Below are 18,569 nucleotides of genomic sequence, written 5' to 3' on the forward strand. Positions count from 1 at the left end.
CCCGGCGTGGCCCGCTACTGCCTGCCCGCCGCCGCAGCATTCTTCGGCGTGCTGATCACGGTGGGCAACCTGCCGGGCCTGGCGGCCCAGATGTCCGACACCTTCGGCGACAAGCGGCTGCACCTGGCCGCCTACGCCTTCCTGACCCTGCTGATCTACGCCTCGGTGCAGCGCCGGCCCGGGCTGACGGCCCTGCTGGCGGTGACGGCGCTGGGTGCGCTGGACGAATGGATCCAATCCTTTTTTGCCTATCGCCAAGCTGAACTCTTAGACCTTTTGGCCGATATCTCCGCGGCGGGTGCGACAGTAATCTCGTTGAACATCGGTTCCGCAGCCTTCGGCTCTTTTCGTGCAATGACTAAGTCTTAAGGATAAAACCATGCCAAAACGGGCACTGATTACCGGCGTTACTGGGCAAGACGGCGCATACCTGGCGGAGTTCCTGCTGGCCAAGGGCTATGAAGTCCATGGCATCAAGCGGCGCGCCTCGCTGTTCAACACCGCGCGCATCGACCACCTGTACCAGGACCCCCACGACCAGCCGCGCAACTTCGTGCTGCACCATGGCGACATGACGGACTCGTGCAGCCTGATCCGTATCGTGCAGTCGGTGCAACCCGACGAGATCTACAACCTGGCCGCGCAGAGCCACGTAGGCGTGTCGTTCGAAGAACCGGAGTACACCGCCAACGCCGACGGCCTGGGCACGCTGCGCCTGCTGGAGGCGATCCGCATCCTGAAGCTGGAAGACAAGGCCCGCTTCTACCAGGCGTCGACGTCGGAGCTTTACGGCCTGGTGCAGGAAACGCCGCAGAAGGAAACCACCCCCTTCTATCCGCGCAGCCCCTACGCCGCGGCCAAGCTGTACGCCTACTGGATCAGCGTGAACTACCGCGAAGCCTACGGCATGTATGCCTGCAACGGCATTCTGTTCAACCACGAATCGCCCAAGCGCGGCGAAACCTTCGTGACCCGCAAGATCACCCGCGGCCTGGCGCGCATCGTGCTGGGCCTGCAGGAATGCCTGTACCTGGGCAACCTGTCGGCGCTGCGCGACTGGGGCCATGCCCGCGACTACGTCGAGATGCAGTGGCTGATGCTGCAGCAGGACACGCCGGAAGACTATGTGATCGCCACCGGCATGCAGTACAGCGTGCGCGAATTCATCAATACGGCGGCGCGCGAGCTGGGCATCCTGCTGGCCTGGGAAGGTGAAGGGCTGGAAGAAACCGCCACGGTGCTGTTCAGCCCCGTGCACGACATCAAGCCCGGCCAGGTCATCGTGCGCGTCGACCCGCGCTACTTCCGCCCGACCGAGGTCGAGACCCTGCTGGGCGACCCCACCAAGGCGCGCGAAAAGCTGGGCTGGTCGCCCCGCACCACCTTCGCGCAGCTGGTCAAGGAAATGGTCGAGAGCGATCTGAAGGACGCCCGGCGCGATGCGCTGGTGGAGCAGAACGGCTACGAAATCTACGCCTACAAGGAGTAGTGCGCCATGACCAACCTGGACCAACGCGTGTTCGTGGCGGGCCACCGCGGCATGGTGGGCGCCGCGCTGGTGCGCGAGCTGCAACGGCGCGGCTACCGCAACGTGCTGACGCGCAGCCACACCGAGCTGGACCTGGAAAACCAGAACCAGGTGCACCGCTTCTTTTCCACCACCCCGGTGGACGTGGTGTACCTGGCCGCGGCCAAGGTCGGCGGCATCCTGGCCAACCAGAACCATCCGGTGGACTTCCTGTACCGCAACCTGATGATCCAGTGCAACGTGATCCGGGCCGCGTACGCGGCCGGAGTGCGCAAGCTGCTGTTCCTGGGGTCCTCGTGCATCTATCCGCGCGAAGCGCCGCAGCCTATCCGCGAAGACGCGCTGCTGACCGGTCCGCTGGAAGCCACCAACGAGCCGTACGCCATCGCCAAGATCGCCGGCCTGAAGCTGTGCGAGGCCTACCAGCGCGAGCACGGCGCGCGCTTCATCTGCGCCATGCCGACCAACCTGTACGGCCCGCACGACAACTATGACCTGCACAGCAGCCACGTGCTGCCCGCGCTGATCCGCAAGTTCCATGAAGGCCGCGAGGCCAGCCAGGACAGCGTGACGCTGTGGGGCACCGGCACGCCGCTGCGCGAATTCCTGTACGTGGACGACCTGGCGCAGGCCTGCCTGATGCTGATGGAATCGCCGTCCGCCGAAGGCATCTACAACATCGGCGCCGGGCAGGACCTGTCCATCGCCGACCTGGCCCGAGTGGTGGCGCAGGTGGTGGGCTTTCAGGGCGCCATCGTGTACGACACCAGCAAGCCCGACGGCACGCCGCGCAAGCTGCTGGATTCGTCGCGGGTGCGGGCGCTGGGCTGGAAGCCGGAGATTTCGCTGCACCATGGCGTGACGCTGGCCTACGGCCATTTCCTGCGCGAGCAGGCCGGCCAACCGCTGCCCGTGGCCTAAGGCCGATCAACAACCGACAACAGGCTATCCGATGGTCCGATTCATCAGGAAGCACATCGCCGGCAATGCCTCGTTCTGGGGGCTGGTGGAATACGGCATCGGCCCGGTCGCGGCGCTGGTGGCCCTGCCCTTGTTGTTTCGCCAGCTGGGCACGGTGGGCTTCGGCCAGTATTCCATGATCATCGCGCTGGCCGGCTTCGGCAACGCCGCCAATCTGGGCGCCGCGGTCACCGCCACCAAGCTGGTGTCCGAACGCATGCACGAACCGGGCGGCGCGCTGCGTGCGGCCGGCGTGGCCATGTCGCTGATCGGCTGCGCGCTGGGCGTGGTGACGCTGATGGCCATGGTGCTGTGGCTGGCGGTGGACCTGGGCTGGCCGGCTGCCACCTTCGGCGGCGTGGCGGTGACGCTGCTGGCGATGCCCGCGCTGGCCATCTACCTGACCCAGCAGTATGACCAGTTGATGTCCGGCTGCCTGAAAGGCCGGGAAGATTTCCGCGCCACGGCGCTGTGCGAGGTCGTCAGCCGCAGCGGCACGATGGCGCTGGCCTGCGCCACGGCGTGGCTGACCGCCTCGCCCACCTGGACCGGGCTGGCCCAGGCTGTGGGGCTGCTGCTGGCCGGTTCGGTGAAGATGCGCGTGTTCGCCCGCCGCTATGGCCGCGTGCTGGTGCGCCCGGTGCGCGACCGTGGCGCCATGGCCGATGCCTTCCGGTTTTCGCGCTGGTCGTGGCTGAACAGCCTGAGCGCGCTGGCCTTCGGCTCGGTCGACCGGGTGCTGGTGGGCAGCCTGATGGGGCCGGCGGCGCTGGCGATCTACACCGTCGGCGTGCAGGTGGGCCAGATGATCCACACCGCGTCGGTGGCGATCTTCCAGAAGGCCATGCCGCGCGTCAGCCGCCTGTCGGTGTCGCCGCCCTACCCCGGTGCGGCCGAGGCCGAAATCCGCCGCATGATGCTGTGGAACCTGGCGTTGTCGGCCAGCGCCACGCTGGCGGTGCTGGCCGTCAGCCAGCCGCTGCTGGACCTGCTGCTGGGCGACGCCGTGGCCCACGGCCATCTGGGCACCTTCCGCCTGCTGATCGTGGCGTCCGGCCTGCTGTCGCTGAACGCGGCCGCGCATTTCTCGCTGCTCGGGCTGGGCAATTCCCGCGCGGTGGCCATTCTCAATGGCCTGGGCGGCCTGGCCATGCTGTGCGTCATGGCGGGCCTGGTCCAGGCCGCCGGAGAACATGCCGCGGCCTGGGGCCGCATGGCTTACGCGGCGATCACGCTGGCCGGCGTGGCCCTCGCCATCCGTCAATCCCGACCAGACTACCCGGGCGCATTGCCTGCGGCCACCCGGTAGCCATCATGTTGAGGTTCTATATGCGCAAGCGCAACAACGAGTTTTCGCGTCAGCTCATCGACTTCGTCAGCGAGCTGCGCCCGCCCGCGCCGATCGCCGGGGGCCTGTTGCCCAAGGTGACCATCGTGACGCCCTCGTTCAACCAGGCCCGCTTCCTGGAACGCACCATCATCTCCGTGCTGAACCAGGGCTATCCGCGCCTGGAATACATCATCATCGATGGCGGTTCCACCGACGGCAGCGTGGACATCATCCGCAAATACGAGCGCTACCTGACCTATTGGGAAAGCGCGCCGGACCGCGGCCAGTCGCATGCCATCAACAAGGGTTTCGAACGCGCCACGGGCGACTATGTCGGCTGGCAGAATTCCGACGACCTGTATTACCCGGGCGCCCTGCGCAAGCTGGGCGCGGCGGCCGCCAAGGGCCGCGCGCCGATCGTCAGCGGCAACCTGTTCGTGGCCGACGCCAATAACCGCATCTTCCGCAAGATCCACTACACCCCCGTCAACCGCGGCACGCTGACGGTGGTGAAGGCATCGATTCCGAACCAGGCCGCCATCTTCCGCCGCGACCTCTTGCGCAAGCACGGGTTGCTGCAGGAAAGCATGCGCTACTGCATGGACCTGGAACTCTGGAGCCGGCTGCTGCGCGACGGCAAGAACCTGATCGTGCCCGACGCGATGGGCGTCTACACCACACACGACGAAACCAAGACCGCGCTGATGCAGGACGTGCTGCTGGAAGAACGTTCGCAGATCGTGGACCGCATCCGCCGCACCGAACCCGGCCTGGGCAAGCTGTTCGAACTGTCGTGCCGCGCGTCCAAGGTGGCCGCCCACGCCCGCCAGGGTGACCTGTCGTACCTGTTCGAGAAGCTGACCACCAAGCTGCTGGGACGCGACGACTGGGCCGCGCATTGACGCCTGCCACCCGCCATGGAGACGCCATGCAACCGCACCGCCGCCTTTCCACCTTGCATCTGCTGGGGCTGTTCGCCTTCACCGCGCTGGCCCTGAACGATGACCGCTTCATCCTGGGCGTGGGCAGCTTCAAGCTGTCGCCCTTTGACGTGCTGTTCGTGGCCATCGTGTTCGTCAAGATGCTGCGCCTGGCGGACCCCGGCGCCTACGCCTTGCCGCGCGGCGCGCTGGGCATGCTGCTGGGCTTGCAGACCCTGTCGGTGATCTACCTGCTGCTGGTGTCGTTGCACCATCCTGGCATCGAGACCGGCGACGTGGCCCGCGACCTACGCATCGTCTTCTACTTCCTGTGCACGCCGTTCCTTTGCTACAAGGACATCGACAGCCCCGCAGCCTACGCGGTGCTGCAGAAGTACATCGTGGCGGCCTGCCTGGCGGTTGCCACGCTGATGCTGCTGGAACAGCTGCAAGGCTTCAACGTCGCCAATCCGCTGCGCAACGTACGGCTGGGCGTGTGGGCGATTCCGTTCGGCGTGGTGTCGCTGCTGTACTTTCGCAAGACGTTGAATGTATCGGGGCCCAAGGCCTACATGTTGACGCTGTACATGCTGCTGGCGCTGGTGTTTTCGCTGAACCGCAGCCAGTACCTGCAATTGGCGGTGTCCGTGCTGCTGGCCGTGATGCTGGCGTCCGGGTCGGACATCCGGCGTCGCGTGGTGCTGATCTTTGCGCCGGCCGCGGTGGCCGGGCTGCTGGTGTTCGCCAGCATCGGCTACCTGGACGTGCTGACCAATCGCGTCTTCAGCGTCGAGCGCCTGGACGAAGATTCCAGCTACGGCGCCCGCATCCAGGAGATGCAGGGCCAGATGGATTCGTTCGCCGAAAGCCCGGTGTTCGGCAAGGGCGCGGGCTTTCGCAGCTGGGTCATGGGCGAGAACGGCTTCGAGCTCAGCACCTTCGCCCACAATTCCTGGGCCTTCTATCTGATGAAGTTCGGCATCGTCGGCACCATCATGATCATGCTGCCGCCGCTGTTGATCCTGCTGCTGACGTTGTTCCGGCGCTATGCGCATCCCGGGCTGGAGCTGCACCGGCGCTACCTGCTGGCCACCGCGCCGATGTACATCTTCGTCGATTCGCTCTCCGGCGGCCTGGCGTATGCGCCCAAGACCGCCTTCACCGGTTTCCTGCTGTGCTATTGCCTGTCGCTGATGCGCAATGCCCGCGCCATGCCCGTGCCGCGGCCCGCCGCCGTGGTTCCCAGCCCTCGCCCGGACGCCGAGCGCCGGGCGCTACCGCGAGTCATGCCCCATGCCTGATGTCCTGTTCGTGGCGCCCGATCTGCACGGCGGCGTCGGAAGATGCGTTGCCTTCATCGCCGATGCCCTGCCCCAGCGCGGCGTGCCGGCCGCGCTGTTCCTGCTGCGTTCGCGCAACCGCGAATACCCGGTCGCCAATCCGCGGGTGACGCGGGCGCTGCCGGTGCTGGAATCGCCCAGCGCGCTGCGGCTGCAGCTGCCGCTGGCGTTTGCGCGCCTGGTCGCGCAGATCCGGCGCGACAAGCCCGCGGTGGTGTGTTCGCACGGGCTGTTGTGCAACATGCTGGTGGTGCTGGCCAAGAAGGTGCTGCGCGGCCAGTTTGCGACTGTCGCCTTCGAACACAGCAGCCCGGCCATTCATTACGGCGCCTCGCGCATGCGCCGCCTGAAGTGCTGGCTGGTCAGCCAGACCTACCGCCGCCATGACGCCGTGGTCGGCGTGTCGCGCGGGGTCAAGGAAGACCTGGTCAGCATGTTCCCGCCGCTGCGCGGCAAGGTGCGCACGATCTACAACGGCGTGCCGCTGGAAGATGTGCGCGAGCAAAGCGCCGCCTGGCCCGGGCCGACGCCGCCCGACGGCGCGGCAGCGCCTTATCACGTGGTCGCGGTGGGGCGCCTGGAAGCCGTCAAGGACTACGCGACCCTGATCGACGCGGCCGCCCTGCTGGACGACCCGGGCATCCGGTTCACCATCCTGGGCGAAGGGTCCGAGCACGCGGCGCTGCAAAAGCGCATCGATGCCCGCGCATCGCGCAGCCCGGTGACGCTGGCCGGCCATATCGACAACCCCTTTCCCGTGATCGCCGGCGCCGGCGCCTTTGCCCTGACCTCGCTGCGCGAGAGCTTCGGCAACGTGCTGGTCGAAGCCCTGTGCCTGGGCGTTCCGGTGATTTCCACCGATTGCCCGCATGGCCCGGCCGAGATCCTGGACTCGGGCCGATACGGCCTGCTGGTGCCGGTGGGCGACGCAGCGGCGCTGGCCGCCGCGGTGCGCCGCCTGGCCTACGACGGCGAGATGCGCGAACGGCTGGCCGCCCAGGGCCCCGAGCGCGCCGACGCCTTTTCACTCGAACGGCATTGCCACGATGTCATCGCGCTGTTCCAGCCGCTGCTGCGGCGCGGCGCGCCCTGAACAGGAAAGCACCATGTCCAAGATACCGGTATCCGTCGTCGTCATGACGAAGAACGAGGAACGCAACATTGCCAAGTGCCTGAAGGCGCTGGCCGACTTCGACGAAGTCTTCGTGGTCGACTCCAACAGCACCGACGCCACCTGCGCCATGGCCACGGCGCTGGGCGCCAGGGTGTCCAACTTCCAGTGGAACGGCAAGTACCCCAAGAAAAAGCAGTGGTGCCTGGAACAACTGCCCTTCAGCCATCCCGTGGTGCTGTACGTGGACGCCGACGAGGAAATGACGCCGGCGCTGGCCGACGAGATCCGGGCCGCGTTGCCGCGCTTCGCGGCCGGCGCGGGCGGCGCCTTCGTGCCGTTCGACTACGTGTTCTGCGGCAAGAAGCTGCTGCATGGCCACCGCGTCTACAAGCTGGCGCTGCTGGCCCGCGACCGGTCCCGCTTCCTGGATTACGACGATCTGGACGTGGCCCACATGTGGGAGGTGGAAGGCCACTACCAGCCCCAGGTGCAGGGCGACACCTTCGCGCTGCGCGCCCGCATGGTGCACAACGACCACGATTCGCTCTACCACTACTTCGACAAGCACAACCGCTATTCCGACTGGGAAGCCAACCTGCGCATCAAGGGCCTGATGAACGACCCGCGCGAGGCCAACGTGGGCGCGCGGGCGTTGCTCAAGCGCATCTTCCAGGCCATGCCGTTCAAGGCGCCCATTTCGTTCCTGCATTCCTACGTGCTGCGGCTGGGCTTCCTGGACGGGCGCGCGGGCTTTGACTACGCCGTGGCCCGCGCCATGTATTACTGGCAGATCCGCATCAAGACCGAAGAGATCCGCAAGGCCCGCCAGGCCGATGCCGGGCAGGCGCGCAGCGACGCCCTGCCGGGAGCCGCCAAATGAGCACGCTGCAACGGCTGGACCAGTTCGCGCTCGCGCCCGGCCAACGCGGCCGCTCGGCGCTGACCGTGCAGCTGTGGTGGCTGGTGCAGGGGTCCCTGTTCCGCTGGTCGCCGCAGGTGGCCTATGGTTTTCGCCGCTGGCTGCTGCGCCGCTTTGGCGCGCGGGTGGGCAAGAAAGTGCTGATCCGCCCCAGCGCCACGGTGACCTATCCCTGGAAGGTGGACATCGGCGACTACGCCTGGATCGGAGACGATGCGGTGATATACAGCCTGGGCCCCGTCCACATCGGCGCGCACGCCGTGGTGTCGCAGCGCAGCTACCTGTGCGCCGCCGACCACGACGCGGCGCAGCCCGACTTTCCGCTGCGCGAGCGCGCCGTGCGCATCGAGGATGGCGCCTGGGTCGCCACCGACGTGTTCGTCGGCCCCGGCGTCACCGTCGGCCGCGAAGCCGTGGTGGGCGCGCGCAGTTCGGTGTTTCGCAGCCTGCCGCCCGCCATGGTGTGCCACGGCAACCCCTGCCGGCCCGTCAGGCCCCGCGTGGCGCCGCCGGCATGAAGATCCTTCTGTACGGCATCAACTACGCGCCGGAACTCACCGGCATCGGCAAATACAGCGCCGAGCTGGCTGAATGGCTGGCCGCCCGCGGCCACGAGGTCAGCGTGGTCACCGCGCCGCCCTACTATCCGCAATGGCAGGTGCACGAAGGCTATCGCGCCGGCCGCTACCGCAAGGAAACGCGTGCCGGCGTCACGGTGCGGCGCGCCCCGCTGTGGGTGCCCAAGCGGCCTGGCGGCGCCAAGCGCCTGCTGCACCTGGCCAGCTTCGCGCTGTCCAGCCTGCCTTCGCTGCTGCGCGCCGCGGCCGGCCGGCCCGACCTGATCGTGGTGGTCGAGCCCGCCCTGTTCTGCGCGCCCGCCGCGTGGCTGGCGGCGCGGCTGTGCGGCGCCAAGGCCTGGCTGCACATCCAGGACTACGAAGTGGACGCGGCGTTCGACCTGGGCCTGCTCAAAGGCGCCGGGCTGCGCGCGGCGGTGCTGCGCGCCGAACGCTGGCTGATGCGGCGCTTCGACCGGGTCTCGACCATCTCCGGCCGCATGCTGGACCTGGCGCTGTACAAGGGCGTGGACCCCGATCGCGCGGTGCTGCTGCCCAACTGGATCGACGTCAACGCCATCACCCCCGACGCCGCCCACCACTTGCGCGCCGAACTGGGCATCCCCGCCGACGCCGTGGTGGCGCTGTATTCGGGCAACATGGGCGGCAAACAAGGCCTGGGCACGCTGGCGCAGGTCGCGCGGCTGCTTGAGCAGGAAGACAGGCTCTGGTTCGTCTTTTGCGGCCAGGGCCCCGAAAAAGCGCCGCTGCAGGCCCAATGCGAGGGCCTGGCGCGCGTGCGCTTCCTGGACCTGCAGCCAGCCGACCGGCTGGGCGCCCTGCTGAACACGGCCGACATACACCTGCTGCCGCAACGGGCCGGCGCGGCCGACCTGGTCATGCCATCGAAGTTGACCGGCATGCTGGCCAGCGGCCGCCCGGTAGTCTGCGGCGCGGCGCGCGGCACCGAACTGGCCGGCGTGGTGGCGCGCTGCGGGCTGGTCACCCCGCCCGAAGACGCCCCCGCCATGGCCGAGGCCTTGCGCAAGCTGGCCTGCAATGGGCAGATCCGCGAAACGCTGGGCGCCGCTGCGCGCCGTTATGCGCTGGACCACCTGCATGTGGATGCGGTGCTGGCGGCGGCCGAACGCGAGTTCGCCGCCGTGGCCGGCGGCCCCGCCCGCCTCATTCCGCGTCGCCGCCCTTGACCCCGCCCGGCAGCGCGGGCGCGCTGCCGCTGCGCACCAGTCCCATCTGCACCGCAATGTAGGCCGCCTCGGCCTGGTTGCGCGCATTGAGCTTCCAGTACAGCGTGCGGGCATGGCTCTTGACGGTGGCCACCGAGATGCCGACCTGCTGGCCGATCTCACGCATGGTCTTGCCCTGCACCAACAGTTGCAGGATCTCTTCCTGGCGCTGGGTCAGTTCCCGCAGTTCCTGCAGCGGCGCCGTCGATGACGCCATCGGCCGGCCGCTGGGCTGGGGATAGCATTCGCCGCCCGCCAGCACCAGGCTCACGGCCGCGGCCAGCGCATCCGGGCTGGATGCCTTGGGCAGGTAGCCCGCCACGCCTGCGCGGGCGCAGGCAGCCATCACCTGCGGGTCCAGCACCGAATACAGCACCAGCACCAGGCGCGGCATGAACAGCGCCATGGCTTGCGACAGCAGCCCGATGTCCGGCTCGGCCACGCCGCTGCAACCGACCACCAGCAACTCCACGGGCCGGTTGATCGAGCTGGACATATTAAGGAGATGGGCTGGCGAAATGGCCAGGATTTCCTCGGCGTTCCGGACACGTTCCAGCACATGCTGGATGGCGACACGAAGCAGAGCGTAGTCTTCGATTAGAACGGTTGTCATCCCGGGGGGAACCTTGTGACGCGGAGCCCAGACACGGTTCCCATGACCAGGCTGCGCCACACTGCAACGGCGGTTTCAGCGCGTTGCCAGACTCACGGGAATCTCGTCCACTGCGTGGCATCGCTCTGGCGGGCATTGTGATTCGCCATCTCAACCCATGCTTGCGGACACAACCCATGCTATCAGCGGCTACGTTTGCTGAATCTCGTGCAGGAGGATGATTGGAGGAGGAAGGCCGCGGCACGGCGACCGCCGATGCTGCGTTGGATGCCCTAGCCGGGATGGCCGGGTGCAGAAAGACAGCGGGCGTCCGGCTGCCGGGCCGGGATGCCGATACGCCCTTGCTATCCGAGCTTGCGTCCGTAAAGCTGACCGGCATCCACGTCGCGGCCGTTCGGTTCATGCCACTCCAGCGTCGCGCCGCGTTGCAAGGCCGCGTAAACCGCTTCGCCCTTGTTCTTGACGTGCAGGCGCTGGTACAGCGTGCAGGCATGCGTCTTGGCCGTCGCGACCGAGATGTTGAGCATGCGGCTGACGGTCTTGATGGGATAGCCCCTGGCCAGCAGCACCAGCACCTCGTATTGGCGCGGCGTGATCTGCAGCAGTTGCGCTCCCGCGCTCATCGGCATCGAACCCCTGGCCGCGCCATCATCCAGCTCGCGCGTCGGCAATGCGCAAGCCGCCTGGGCCGGCGCTTGCAGCGCCTGTTCGCTGGGAAAGCACTGCCCGCCCGCCATGACAAGGCGGATGGCCGCTTCCAGGATCTCGACCGAAGCCGTCTTCATCAGGCAGCCATAGACGCTGGCGCCCGGCAACCCCTGCACCGGCATCGGCAACGGCATGACATCCGTCAGCAGCAGGATCCGCTTCGGGCTAAGCACCCGCTGAATCTCGTGCAACGTACTCCAGGCCTCTTCGTTGTCTACCGGCAAGCCGTAGATCAACAGGTCTGCGCCGGCATGCGCGCCATCCGCCTTGGAGACGTCGGCGAGCCCCATCCCTTCGATTTCCCACACATCATCCAACTTGCTCAGAATCTGCCATAACCCCAGCCGCAAGAGCGGGTGGGCTTCAATCAGGACCATCTTGGCCATGGTGTCCTCCTGGTTGTTCAACAGGCCTAGAAGGGATCTTCGCTGTGCTGAAGACTTGTTTTTTTTCCAGCCCCGCGGGGGTGGTCCGCGTATCCCGGAATATCTAATGAAGCCGCACCGGGTCGTTTGGGCTGGGAGACTTTCGTAGCCAACATAACGGATGGCATGAAACCAATCTTATGGTTCGAAATTGGCAAAATCAAGACGCTTCGACTCGATATAATCCGACAAAAACAGAAATCATTCGTTAGCCTTAATCAGCCTCGTAAATCAGGATGAGACGGCCCCATCATCCTTTCATCCGCTAGGGTTTTCACCCCCCTTGCCCATGGGCCGGGCGGCCGTCTCCCTCTAGGGAACAGCCATAAAGGCGGGGTGTGGGGCCTGAATTCAGGCGGGTGAAAGACGGCTGCAAGCGCCGGTGGCGCAGGCCGTGGCGACGGCAAGAATCGGTCGAATTTGCCGGCAGGTCTGTCTATATGTTTCCGTGGACACATTAAGCCCCGGCACGCCGGCGGCAATCGAAATATAGGTAACATTTTTATTTTCAATTACGCCGCGTCATTTACTCCATATAGGCGAAGTCAAATACCGTGTGACCCCCCTGATGGTGCCAATGGTGCATTGAAGCATGACGCTTTCTCAGGAAGCTGGCGTAGTGAATTTCGCCATCCGTCTCGACGTAGGTGGAGGGCGACAGCTCTTCGATGCGGTTCAGCGACACGCCCTTGCCGTAGTGGCAGAAGCCTTGGTACTGCGCGCAGCGCATGACCTCTCCCCCAGGCGAGACAACGATTCCCGCGTTGCGGGCCCGCATGGGGTTGCGCACGATGGGGTTGCTGGCGTGCGGCGTCCAGTGCGTGGAGCGCGGCGAGTCGGCAAAGAAGGCGAACAGTTCGTCGCAATGATTCTGGCCGTCGGTGCGGTCGATATTGGTTAATAGCCACCAGTATTCTCCGCGTTTGAAAATAATGGTATCGACAGCCGAAATATTGGTCATCAAGGTTAAATCCAATTCCCATTTAAACGGAAATTCCGTGCATTTCCATAATTCGATGCTGCGGTTTCCGCACGTTTCCGGAACCATGTAGGTCACGCCTTCATATTCGAACACATACGGAAAGGATAAATGGTAAGGCAGGTTCAAGGCCGTCCCCAGAAAGCGGAAAGCCCCGTCCTCAAAGGTTGCCACGGAGATCGTGCCCTTGCGGGAGGTGAAATCGTAATCTTCGAAAAATATATAAGGATGCTGATCTTTGGTATATACAAACGGATCGGCAAAAAACCTGCCTTTCGGGGGCTGCAATACCATTGCCTCGGATACCACCGCTTGTTGCCTGGCCGACGGAAACATACCAATCCGCCAGCGCACATTGCGTTTCATGATGCGGCGCACAATCAAATCGGTCATTAACCAGGCCTGGCGGGCAATATAGGCCGCGCTGTCCCACTCGGCCGGATCGTCGCGGCGCTGCCCGCTCATGATCTGCATGCCGGGCGGCGTGACGCCGGGCCGCGCGCGCGCCAGCGCCTGCAAGGCGTCGTAGACCATGAAGTTGCCCAGGCTGAAGGCGCGCGTCTGGTTCTTGAGCCAGAACACTTCGGTATTGAAACTGCGCTGGTCCAGCAAGGTGTCCGCATCCGCGTCCAGGCCCACGCGCCACAGCTTCACCGTGGTGTGGTCCTCGCGCTGGTAGACCTCCCAGAAACCCGCATAGCGGCTGGTGGCAACGGCAATGTCGGAATAGCTCAGGCGCCATAATCCCAGCCGCGCCCAGCCCGCCATGCGCGCCCGCACCGGCGGCAATGCGCCCAGCAGAATCACCAGGTCCAGCCCCAGCGCGGCCACGCCATCGTCGTCGGCCGCATCCTGCGCCAACGCCAGCACCGCGGTGGATGCGGGCACGCTGGCACGCATGTCGCGGCACGTCAGCATCTGGCGCTGCCGGTTGGGCAACAGGCGCGATTCCAGGCGCGACAGCGTGCCGAACAGCGCCTTGGCGCCCAGCCGCGGCTTGCGGTCGGCCGGCGCCTTCGGCATCACCAGCAGCGCGGACAACTCGAAATCCTGGCTGCGCGCGAGCCACTCAGCCATGTCGTGGATCCACCCGGGCTGGTCCGTCCCGTCCAGCAACAGCCCCACTCTGTAGGTCTTCATGTCTCCTGCTCCTGTGTCAGGGCGAAATGGCCTCTCTGCACCGGAACGGCGATCGGGCTCGCCAGGTGCATACGCGGTGCAACGCTTTCAAGTCCTCGCGCTGATACTGAGGCGTTTCGGCGAGGGCTTCCAGACGGCTTTCATCCTAGGGCGGGCGTCCGAGGACAAACGGCTGGCTGCCATTCGGATGAGGTGCGAACCCCACAACGCCATTCGGATGAGCTTCTCGGACGTTAGGGGTAAACCCTATTCGGGATTGCCGGGATCGCATCCCTGCACCGGGACGCGCATACTCCTTTCAAACGAACGTTTGAATTCAACCCGATGCAAGAACTCAGATCCTCCACGACCCGCGAATCCATCCTGGACACCGCCGAAGCCCTGTTCGCGCAACAAGGGCACGACGGCACGTCCATGCGCCAGATCACCGGCGCGGCGGGCGTCAACCTGGCGTCCGTGAATTACCACTTCGGCTCCAAGGAATCCCTGGTGCAGGCCGTGCTCAAGCGGCGCCTGGAAATCCTGAACCGCGAACGGCTGCGCCTGCTCGATGAACTCGAAGCCCAGGCCGACGGCAAGCCGCTCAAGCCTTCGCAGATCGTCGATGCCTTCTTCGGCACGCTCTTGCGCCTGGCGGCCGACCCCGACCAGGCCGGCAGCACTTTCCTGCCGCTGCTCGAACGCACCATGACGGACCCGTCCGACTTCATCCGTGCGCTGTTCGCCGAGGAATACGCCGACGTGCTCGAACGCTACCGCAACGCGCTGTTCGCCGCCCTGCCCGACGTGCCGCGCGCCGAAATCGTTTGGCGCTTTCAATTCATGCTGGGCGCAACCTCCTACGCCATCATCGGCACCGACCTGCTGCGGTCGGTAACGGGCTGGACGCTGGACGAAGCCGAGCAACCCGACAACCCCGGCCTGCTGCTGCCCCGCCTGATGAGCTTTCTGCTCGGCGGGCTGCGCGCGCCCTTGCCGCCGCACTGCGCCACCTAGGGCGAACGCGCGCGGCAGGTCCAAAAGAACATAGAGAAAGGAGACAAGGAAATGAACGCAGTCATCGTCGCGCTGGTCGTCATCGCGCTCCTGGTTGCCGTCCTGCTGGGCGTGCGCCCGATCAGGCGGGCCTTGCTGTCCGCCCCCATCTTCAATCTCTACCGCAAGGTGCTGCCGCAGATGTCGGACACCGAGCGCGATGCGCTGGAAGCCGGCACGGTCTGGTGGGAAGGCGAACTGTTCCGCGGCCGCCCCGACTGGAGCCGCCTGCTGGCCTATCCGCGCCCGCGCCTGACGGCAGAAGAACAGAGCTTTCTGGACAACCAGGCCGAAGAGGCCTGCCGCATGGTCAATGACTGGAGCGTCACGCAAGAGCGTTTCGACCTGCCCGCTGACGTCTGGACCTACCTGAAGCGCAGCGGCTTTTTAGGCATGATCATCCCCAAGGAATACGGCGGCCTGGCGTTCTCGGCCTATGCCCATTCCGAAATCGTCACCAAGCTGTCGACGCGCTCGTCGGCGCTGGCCGTGTCCGTCATGGTGCCCAACTCGCTCGGCCCGGCCGAGCTGCTGCTGCACTATGGCACCGAAGAACAGAAGAACCACTACCTGCCGCGCCTGGCGCGCGGCGACGACGTGCCCGCCTTTGCGCTGACCAGCCCCTGGGCCGGGTCCGACGCCGCCGCCATCCCCGACAGCGGCATCGTCTGCAAGGGCGAATGGCAGGGCCGCGAAGTCATCGGCATGCGGGTCAGCTGGGACAAGCGCTACATCACGCTGGCGCCGGTCTGCACCTTGCTGGGCCTGGCGTTCCGCCTGTATGACCCGGACGGCCTGCTGGGCAACAAGAAAGACCTGGGCATCACCTGCGCGCTGGTGCCGCACGACCATCCCGGCGTGGACACCGGCCGCCGCCACTTCCCGCTGAACGCCATGTTCATGAACGGCCCCACCCGCGGCCAGGACGTGTTCATGCCGCTGGACTTCATCATCGGCGGCCCGGCCATGGCGGGCCAGGGCTGGCGCATGCTGATGGAATGCCTGGCCGCCGGCCGCTCGATCTCGCTGCCGTCGTCCAACACCGGCATGTCCAAGCTGACCGCGCGCGCAGTCGGCGCCTATGCCCGCGTGCGCAGCCAGTTCCGCACGCCGGTCGGGAAGTTCGAAGGCGTGGAAGAAGCGCTGGCCCGCATCGGCGGCCACACCTACATGATGGACGCCGCGCGCAGCATGACGGCGGGCGCGGTGGACCTGGGTGAAAAGCCCTCGGTCGTATCGGCCATCGTCAAATACCACGTCACCGAACGCGCAAGGCAAGTCGTCAACGACGGCATGGACGTCATCGGCGGCAAGGGCATCTGCCTGGGGCCGTCCAACTTCCTGGGCCGCGCCTACCAGCAGATTCCCATCGGCATCACCGTCGAAGGCGCCAACATCCTGACCCGCAGCCTGATCATCTTCGGCCAGGGCGCGATCCGCTGCCATCCCTATGTGCTGGCCGAGATGCAGGCGGCCCAGTCGCCCGACCGCAAGCAGGGCCTGCACGACTTCGACCGCGCCTTCTGGGGCCATGTCGGTTTCGTGACACGCAACAAACTGCGCGCGCTGGGCACGTCCCTGACCGGCGGCCGCTGGGTCGGCATCAATGCCGACGTGGCGCCCGAGATGAAGCGCTACTACCAGCTGCTCAGCCGTTATTCCGCCGCCTTCGCCCTGCTGGCCGACACCTCGATGCTGGTGCTGGGCGGCAGCCTGAAGCGCCGCGAGCGCCTGTCGGCGCGCCTGGGCGACATCCTGTCGCAGATGTACCTGATCAGCGCCACGCTCAAGCGCTTCGAAGACGAAGGCCGTCAGGCCAGCGACGCGCCGCTGGCCCACTGGTCGATCCAGGACGCGCTGTTCCGGCTGCAGGACGCCTTTGAAGGCGTGCTGGAAAACTACCCGAACCGCCTGGTGGCCTGGAGCCTGCGCCGCATCGTCTTCCCGTGGGGCCATGCGCAATCGCTGCCGTCCGACCAACTGGGCCAGGACGTGGCGCAGTTGCTGATCAACCCGGGCGCCGCCCGCGACCGCCTGACCGCCGGCTGCCACCTGCCCGCCACCGCCGACGAACCGGTAGGCGCCATCGAACTGGCGCTGGCCGCCACGCTGGAGGCCGAACCCATCGAATCGAAGATCCGCGCCTTCGAGAAAAGCGGCGCGCTGGAAGGCAATCCGCAGGCCAATGTGCGCGACCTGGCTGACGCCGCATTTGCCGCCGGCGGCATCACCGCCGAAGAATATGCGGTGGTCAAGCGCCGCAACACCTTGCGCGATACCGTGGTGAAAGTGGATGATTTCCCCTTTGACTTCGGCATCACCGGCGCGGTCAAGCCGGCCGCCGAACGCAAAGCGGCCTGAACCAGGGAGGGATCGGATGGCATTCAAACCGGTATACGTGGTCGACGGCGCCCGCACGCCCTTCCTGAAGGCGCGCACGGGCCCCGGCCCGTTTTCGGCCGGCGACCTGGCCGTGCAGGCCGGCCGCGGCCTGCTGCTGCGCCAACCCTACGCGCCCACGGACCTGGACGAGGTCATCGTGGGTTGCGCCGCGCCTTCGCCCGACGAAATCAACATCGGCCGCGTCATCGCGCTGCGGCTGGGCTGCGGCGACAAGGTGCCCGGCTGGACCGTGATGCGCAACTGCGCCTCGGGCATGCAGGCGCTGGATTCGGCCATTGCCAACATCCAGACCGGCCGCTCGCAACTGGTGCTGGCCGGCGGCGTCGACGCCCTGTCGCGCGCGCCGTTGCTGTTTTCCGACAACATGGCGCGCTGGCTGGCGGGTTGGTACGCGGCCCGCGGCATGGGCGCCAAACTGGCCGCGCTGCGCCGCCTGCGCCTGCGCGACCTGGCGCCGGTGATCGGCCTGCTCAAGGGCCTGACCGACCCGGTGGTGGGCCTGTCCATGGGCCAGACCGCCGAGAATGTCGCCACCCGCTTCGGCATCAGCCGCCAGGCCATGGACGCCTATTCGGCGCAAAGCCACGCCCGCGCGCTGGCCGGCCGCGCCAATGGCGCCTTCGCCGAGATCGCGCCGCTGATCGACACCCAGGGCAAGGCCTACCCCGACGATGACGGCGTGCGCGAAGACTCCACGCCCGAAAAACTCGCCAAGCTCAAGCCTGTGTTCGACAAGCCCTGGGGCAACATCACCGCCGGCAACAGCTCGCAGGTGACCGACGGCGCCGCGATGCTGGTGCTGGCGTCCGAAGAAGCCGTGCAGCGCTGGAACCTGCAACCGCTGGGCCGCATCCTGGACAGCCAGTGGGCCGGCCTGGACCCCGCGCAGATGGGCCTGGGCCCGGTGCACGCGGCCACGCCCATCCTGCAACGCCATGGGCTGGGCCTCAATGACCTGGACTTGTGGGAAATCAACGAGGCCTTCGCCGCCCAGGTGCTAGGCTGCCTGGCGGCCTGGCAAGACGACGCCTACTGCCAGGAACACTTCGGCACCCCCGCCTGGGGCGCGCTGGACCCTGCCCGCCTGAACGTGGACGGCGGCGCCATCGCCATCGGCCACCCGGTGGGCGCATCCGGCGCCCGCATCGTGCTGCACCTGCTGGACGCGCTCAAGCGCCGCGGCGCCAAACGCGGCATGGCCGCGATCTGCATCGGTGGCGGCATGGGCGGCGCGATGCTGGTCGAAACACTAGGGCCTGTTCACACTGAAAGGAGCCTCGCATGAGCGCCCAAATGAGTGACTATCAAGGCGCGAAGCGCAGTCGTGGCAGGCCCCCGGCGAGCATTCGCA

Annotated in this window: 16 protein-coding genes; 13 read left to right on the plus strand and 3 right to left on the minus strand. The window is 66.4% G+C overall.

Annotated features, from left to right (window positions below; translation table 11 throughout):
- The first annotated feature begins 6 nt into the window (after positions 1–6).
- The 10 genes from HV798_RS28365 to HV798_RS28410 are packed head-to-tail and all read left to right on the plus strand — an operon-like array spanning position 7 to position 9,876.
- Complete coding sequence (locus tag HV798_RS28365) at positions 7–369, plus strand: VanZ family protein (protein ID WP_246289263.1); 363 nt, start codon at positions 7–9, stop codon at positions 367–369.
- 10 nt (positions 370–379) lie between these two features.
- Positions 380–1,489, plus strand: a complete 1,110-nt coding sequence (gmd, locus tag HV798_RS28370) for a GDP-mannose 4,6-dehydratase (protein WP_025140082.1) — start codon at positions 380–382, stop codon at positions 1,487–1,489.
- A gap of 6 nt (positions 1,490–1,495) precedes the next feature.
- On the plus strand, positions 1,496–2,449 hold the full coding sequence (locus HV798_RS28375; protein WP_175196186.1) for a GDP-L-fucose synthase family protein: 954 nt from the start codon (positions 1,496–1,498) through the stop codon (positions 2,447–2,449).
- Between the two features lie 31 nt (positions 2,450–2,480).
- Entirely contained in the window at positions 2,481–3,797 is a 1,317-nt protein-coding gene (locus tag HV798_RS28380; RefSeq protein WP_175196184.1) for a lipopolysaccharide biosynthesis protein, read from the plus strand.
- Positions 3,798–3,802: 5 nt separating this feature from the next.
- Positions 3,803–4,720 carry a glycosyltransferase family 2 protein gene (locus HV798_RS28385; protein WP_246289265.1) on the plus strand — a complete coding sequence of 306 codons (918 nt, stop codon included), beginning with the start codon at positions 3,803–3,805 and terminating at the stop codon, positions 4,718–4,720.
- Between the two features lie 26 nt (positions 4,721–4,746).
- On the plus strand, positions 4,747–6,039 hold the full coding sequence (locus HV798_RS28390) for an O-antigen ligase family protein (protein WP_175196182.1): 1,293 nt from the start codon (positions 4,747–4,749) through the stop codon (positions 6,037–6,039).
- Positions 6,032–7,171: a glycosyltransferase gene (locus tag HV798_RS28395; protein ID WP_025140077.1), complete on the plus strand. Its 1,140-nt coding sequence runs from the start codon at positions 6,032–6,034 to the stop codon at positions 7,169–7,171. Before HV798_RS28390 ends, HV798_RS28395 begins: the two co-directional genes overlap by 8 nt.
- A 13-nt stretch (positions 7,172–7,184) precedes the next feature.
- On the plus strand, positions 7,185–8,072 hold the full coding sequence (locus tag HV798_RS28400; protein ID WP_175196181.1) for a glycosyltransferase family 2 protein: 888 nt from the start codon (positions 7,185–7,187) through the stop codon (positions 8,070–8,072).
- Positions 8,069–8,629 (plus strand): putative colanic acid biosynthesis acetyltransferase, encoded by a 561-nt coding sequence (locus HV798_RS28405; RefSeq protein WP_175196179.1) that lies wholly within the window; start codon positions 8,069–8,071, stop codon positions 8,627–8,629. Before HV798_RS28400 ends, HV798_RS28405 begins: the two co-directional genes overlap by 4 nt.
- Positions 8,626–9,876 (plus strand): glycosyltransferase WbuB, encoded by a 1,251-nt coding sequence (locus HV798_RS28410; protein WP_175196177.1) that lies wholly within the window; start codon positions 8,626–8,628, stop codon positions 9,874–9,876. The genes HV798_RS28405 and HV798_RS28410 overlap by 4 nt, the downstream gene beginning before the upstream one ends.
- On the opposite strand, the gene HV798_RS28415 is transcribed toward HV798_RS28410, so the two are convergent.
- The 3 genes from HV798_RS28415 to HV798_RS28425 form a co-directional block, all read right to left on the minus strand.
- Positions 9,854–10,528, minus strand: a complete 675-nt coding sequence (locus tag HV798_RS28415; RefSeq protein ID WP_175196176.1) for a response regulator transcription factor — start codon at positions 10,526–10,528, stop codon at positions 9,854–9,856. The genes HV798_RS28410 and HV798_RS28415 overlap by 23 nt on opposite strands.
- 344 nt (positions 10,529–10,872) lie before the next feature.
- Entirely contained in the window at positions 10,873–11,622 is a 750-nt protein-coding gene (locus tag HV798_RS28420) for a helix-turn-helix transcriptional regulator (RefSeq protein WP_025140072.1), read from the minus strand.
- Positions 11,623–12,187: 565 nt separating this feature from the next.
- Complete coding sequence (locus HV798_RS28425) at positions 12,188–13,780, minus strand: glucosamine inositolphosphorylceramide transferase family protein (RefSeq protein ID WP_175196174.1); 1,593 nt, start codon at positions 13,778–13,780, stop codon at positions 12,188–12,190.
- 324 nt (positions 13,781–14,104) lie between these two features.
- On the opposite strand from HV798_RS28425, the gene HV798_RS28430 reads away from it, so the two are divergent.
- Genes HV798_RS28430 through HV798_RS28440 form a run of 3 tightly spaced genes read left to right on the plus strand, consistent with a single transcriptional unit; the run spans position 14,105 to position 18,503 of the window.
- Positions 14,105–14,776 (plus strand): TetR/AcrR family transcriptional regulator, encoded by a 672-nt coding sequence (locus tag HV798_RS28430; protein ID WP_175216607.1) that lies wholly within the window; start codon positions 14,105–14,107, stop codon positions 14,774–14,776.
- Between the two features lie 51 nt (positions 14,777–14,827).
- Complete coding sequence (locus HV798_RS28435) at positions 14,828–17,176, plus strand: acyl-CoA dehydrogenase (RefSeq protein ID WP_175216608.1); 2,349 nt, start codon at positions 14,828–14,830, stop codon at positions 17,174–17,176.
- A 16-nt stretch (positions 17,177–17,192) separates the two neighbouring features.
- Positions 17,193–18,503 (plus strand): acetyl-CoA C-acetyltransferase, encoded by a 1,311-nt coding sequence (locus HV798_RS28440; RefSeq protein WP_175196172.1) that lies wholly within the window; start codon positions 17,193–17,195, stop codon positions 18,501–18,503.
- Positions 18,504–18,569: the final 66 nt, after the last annotated feature.

Source organism: Achromobacter deleyi, assembly GCF_902859705.1.
Classification (GTDB): Bacteria; Pseudomonadota; Gammaproteobacteria; order Burkholderiales; family Burkholderiaceae_B; genus Achromobacter; species Achromobacter deleyi.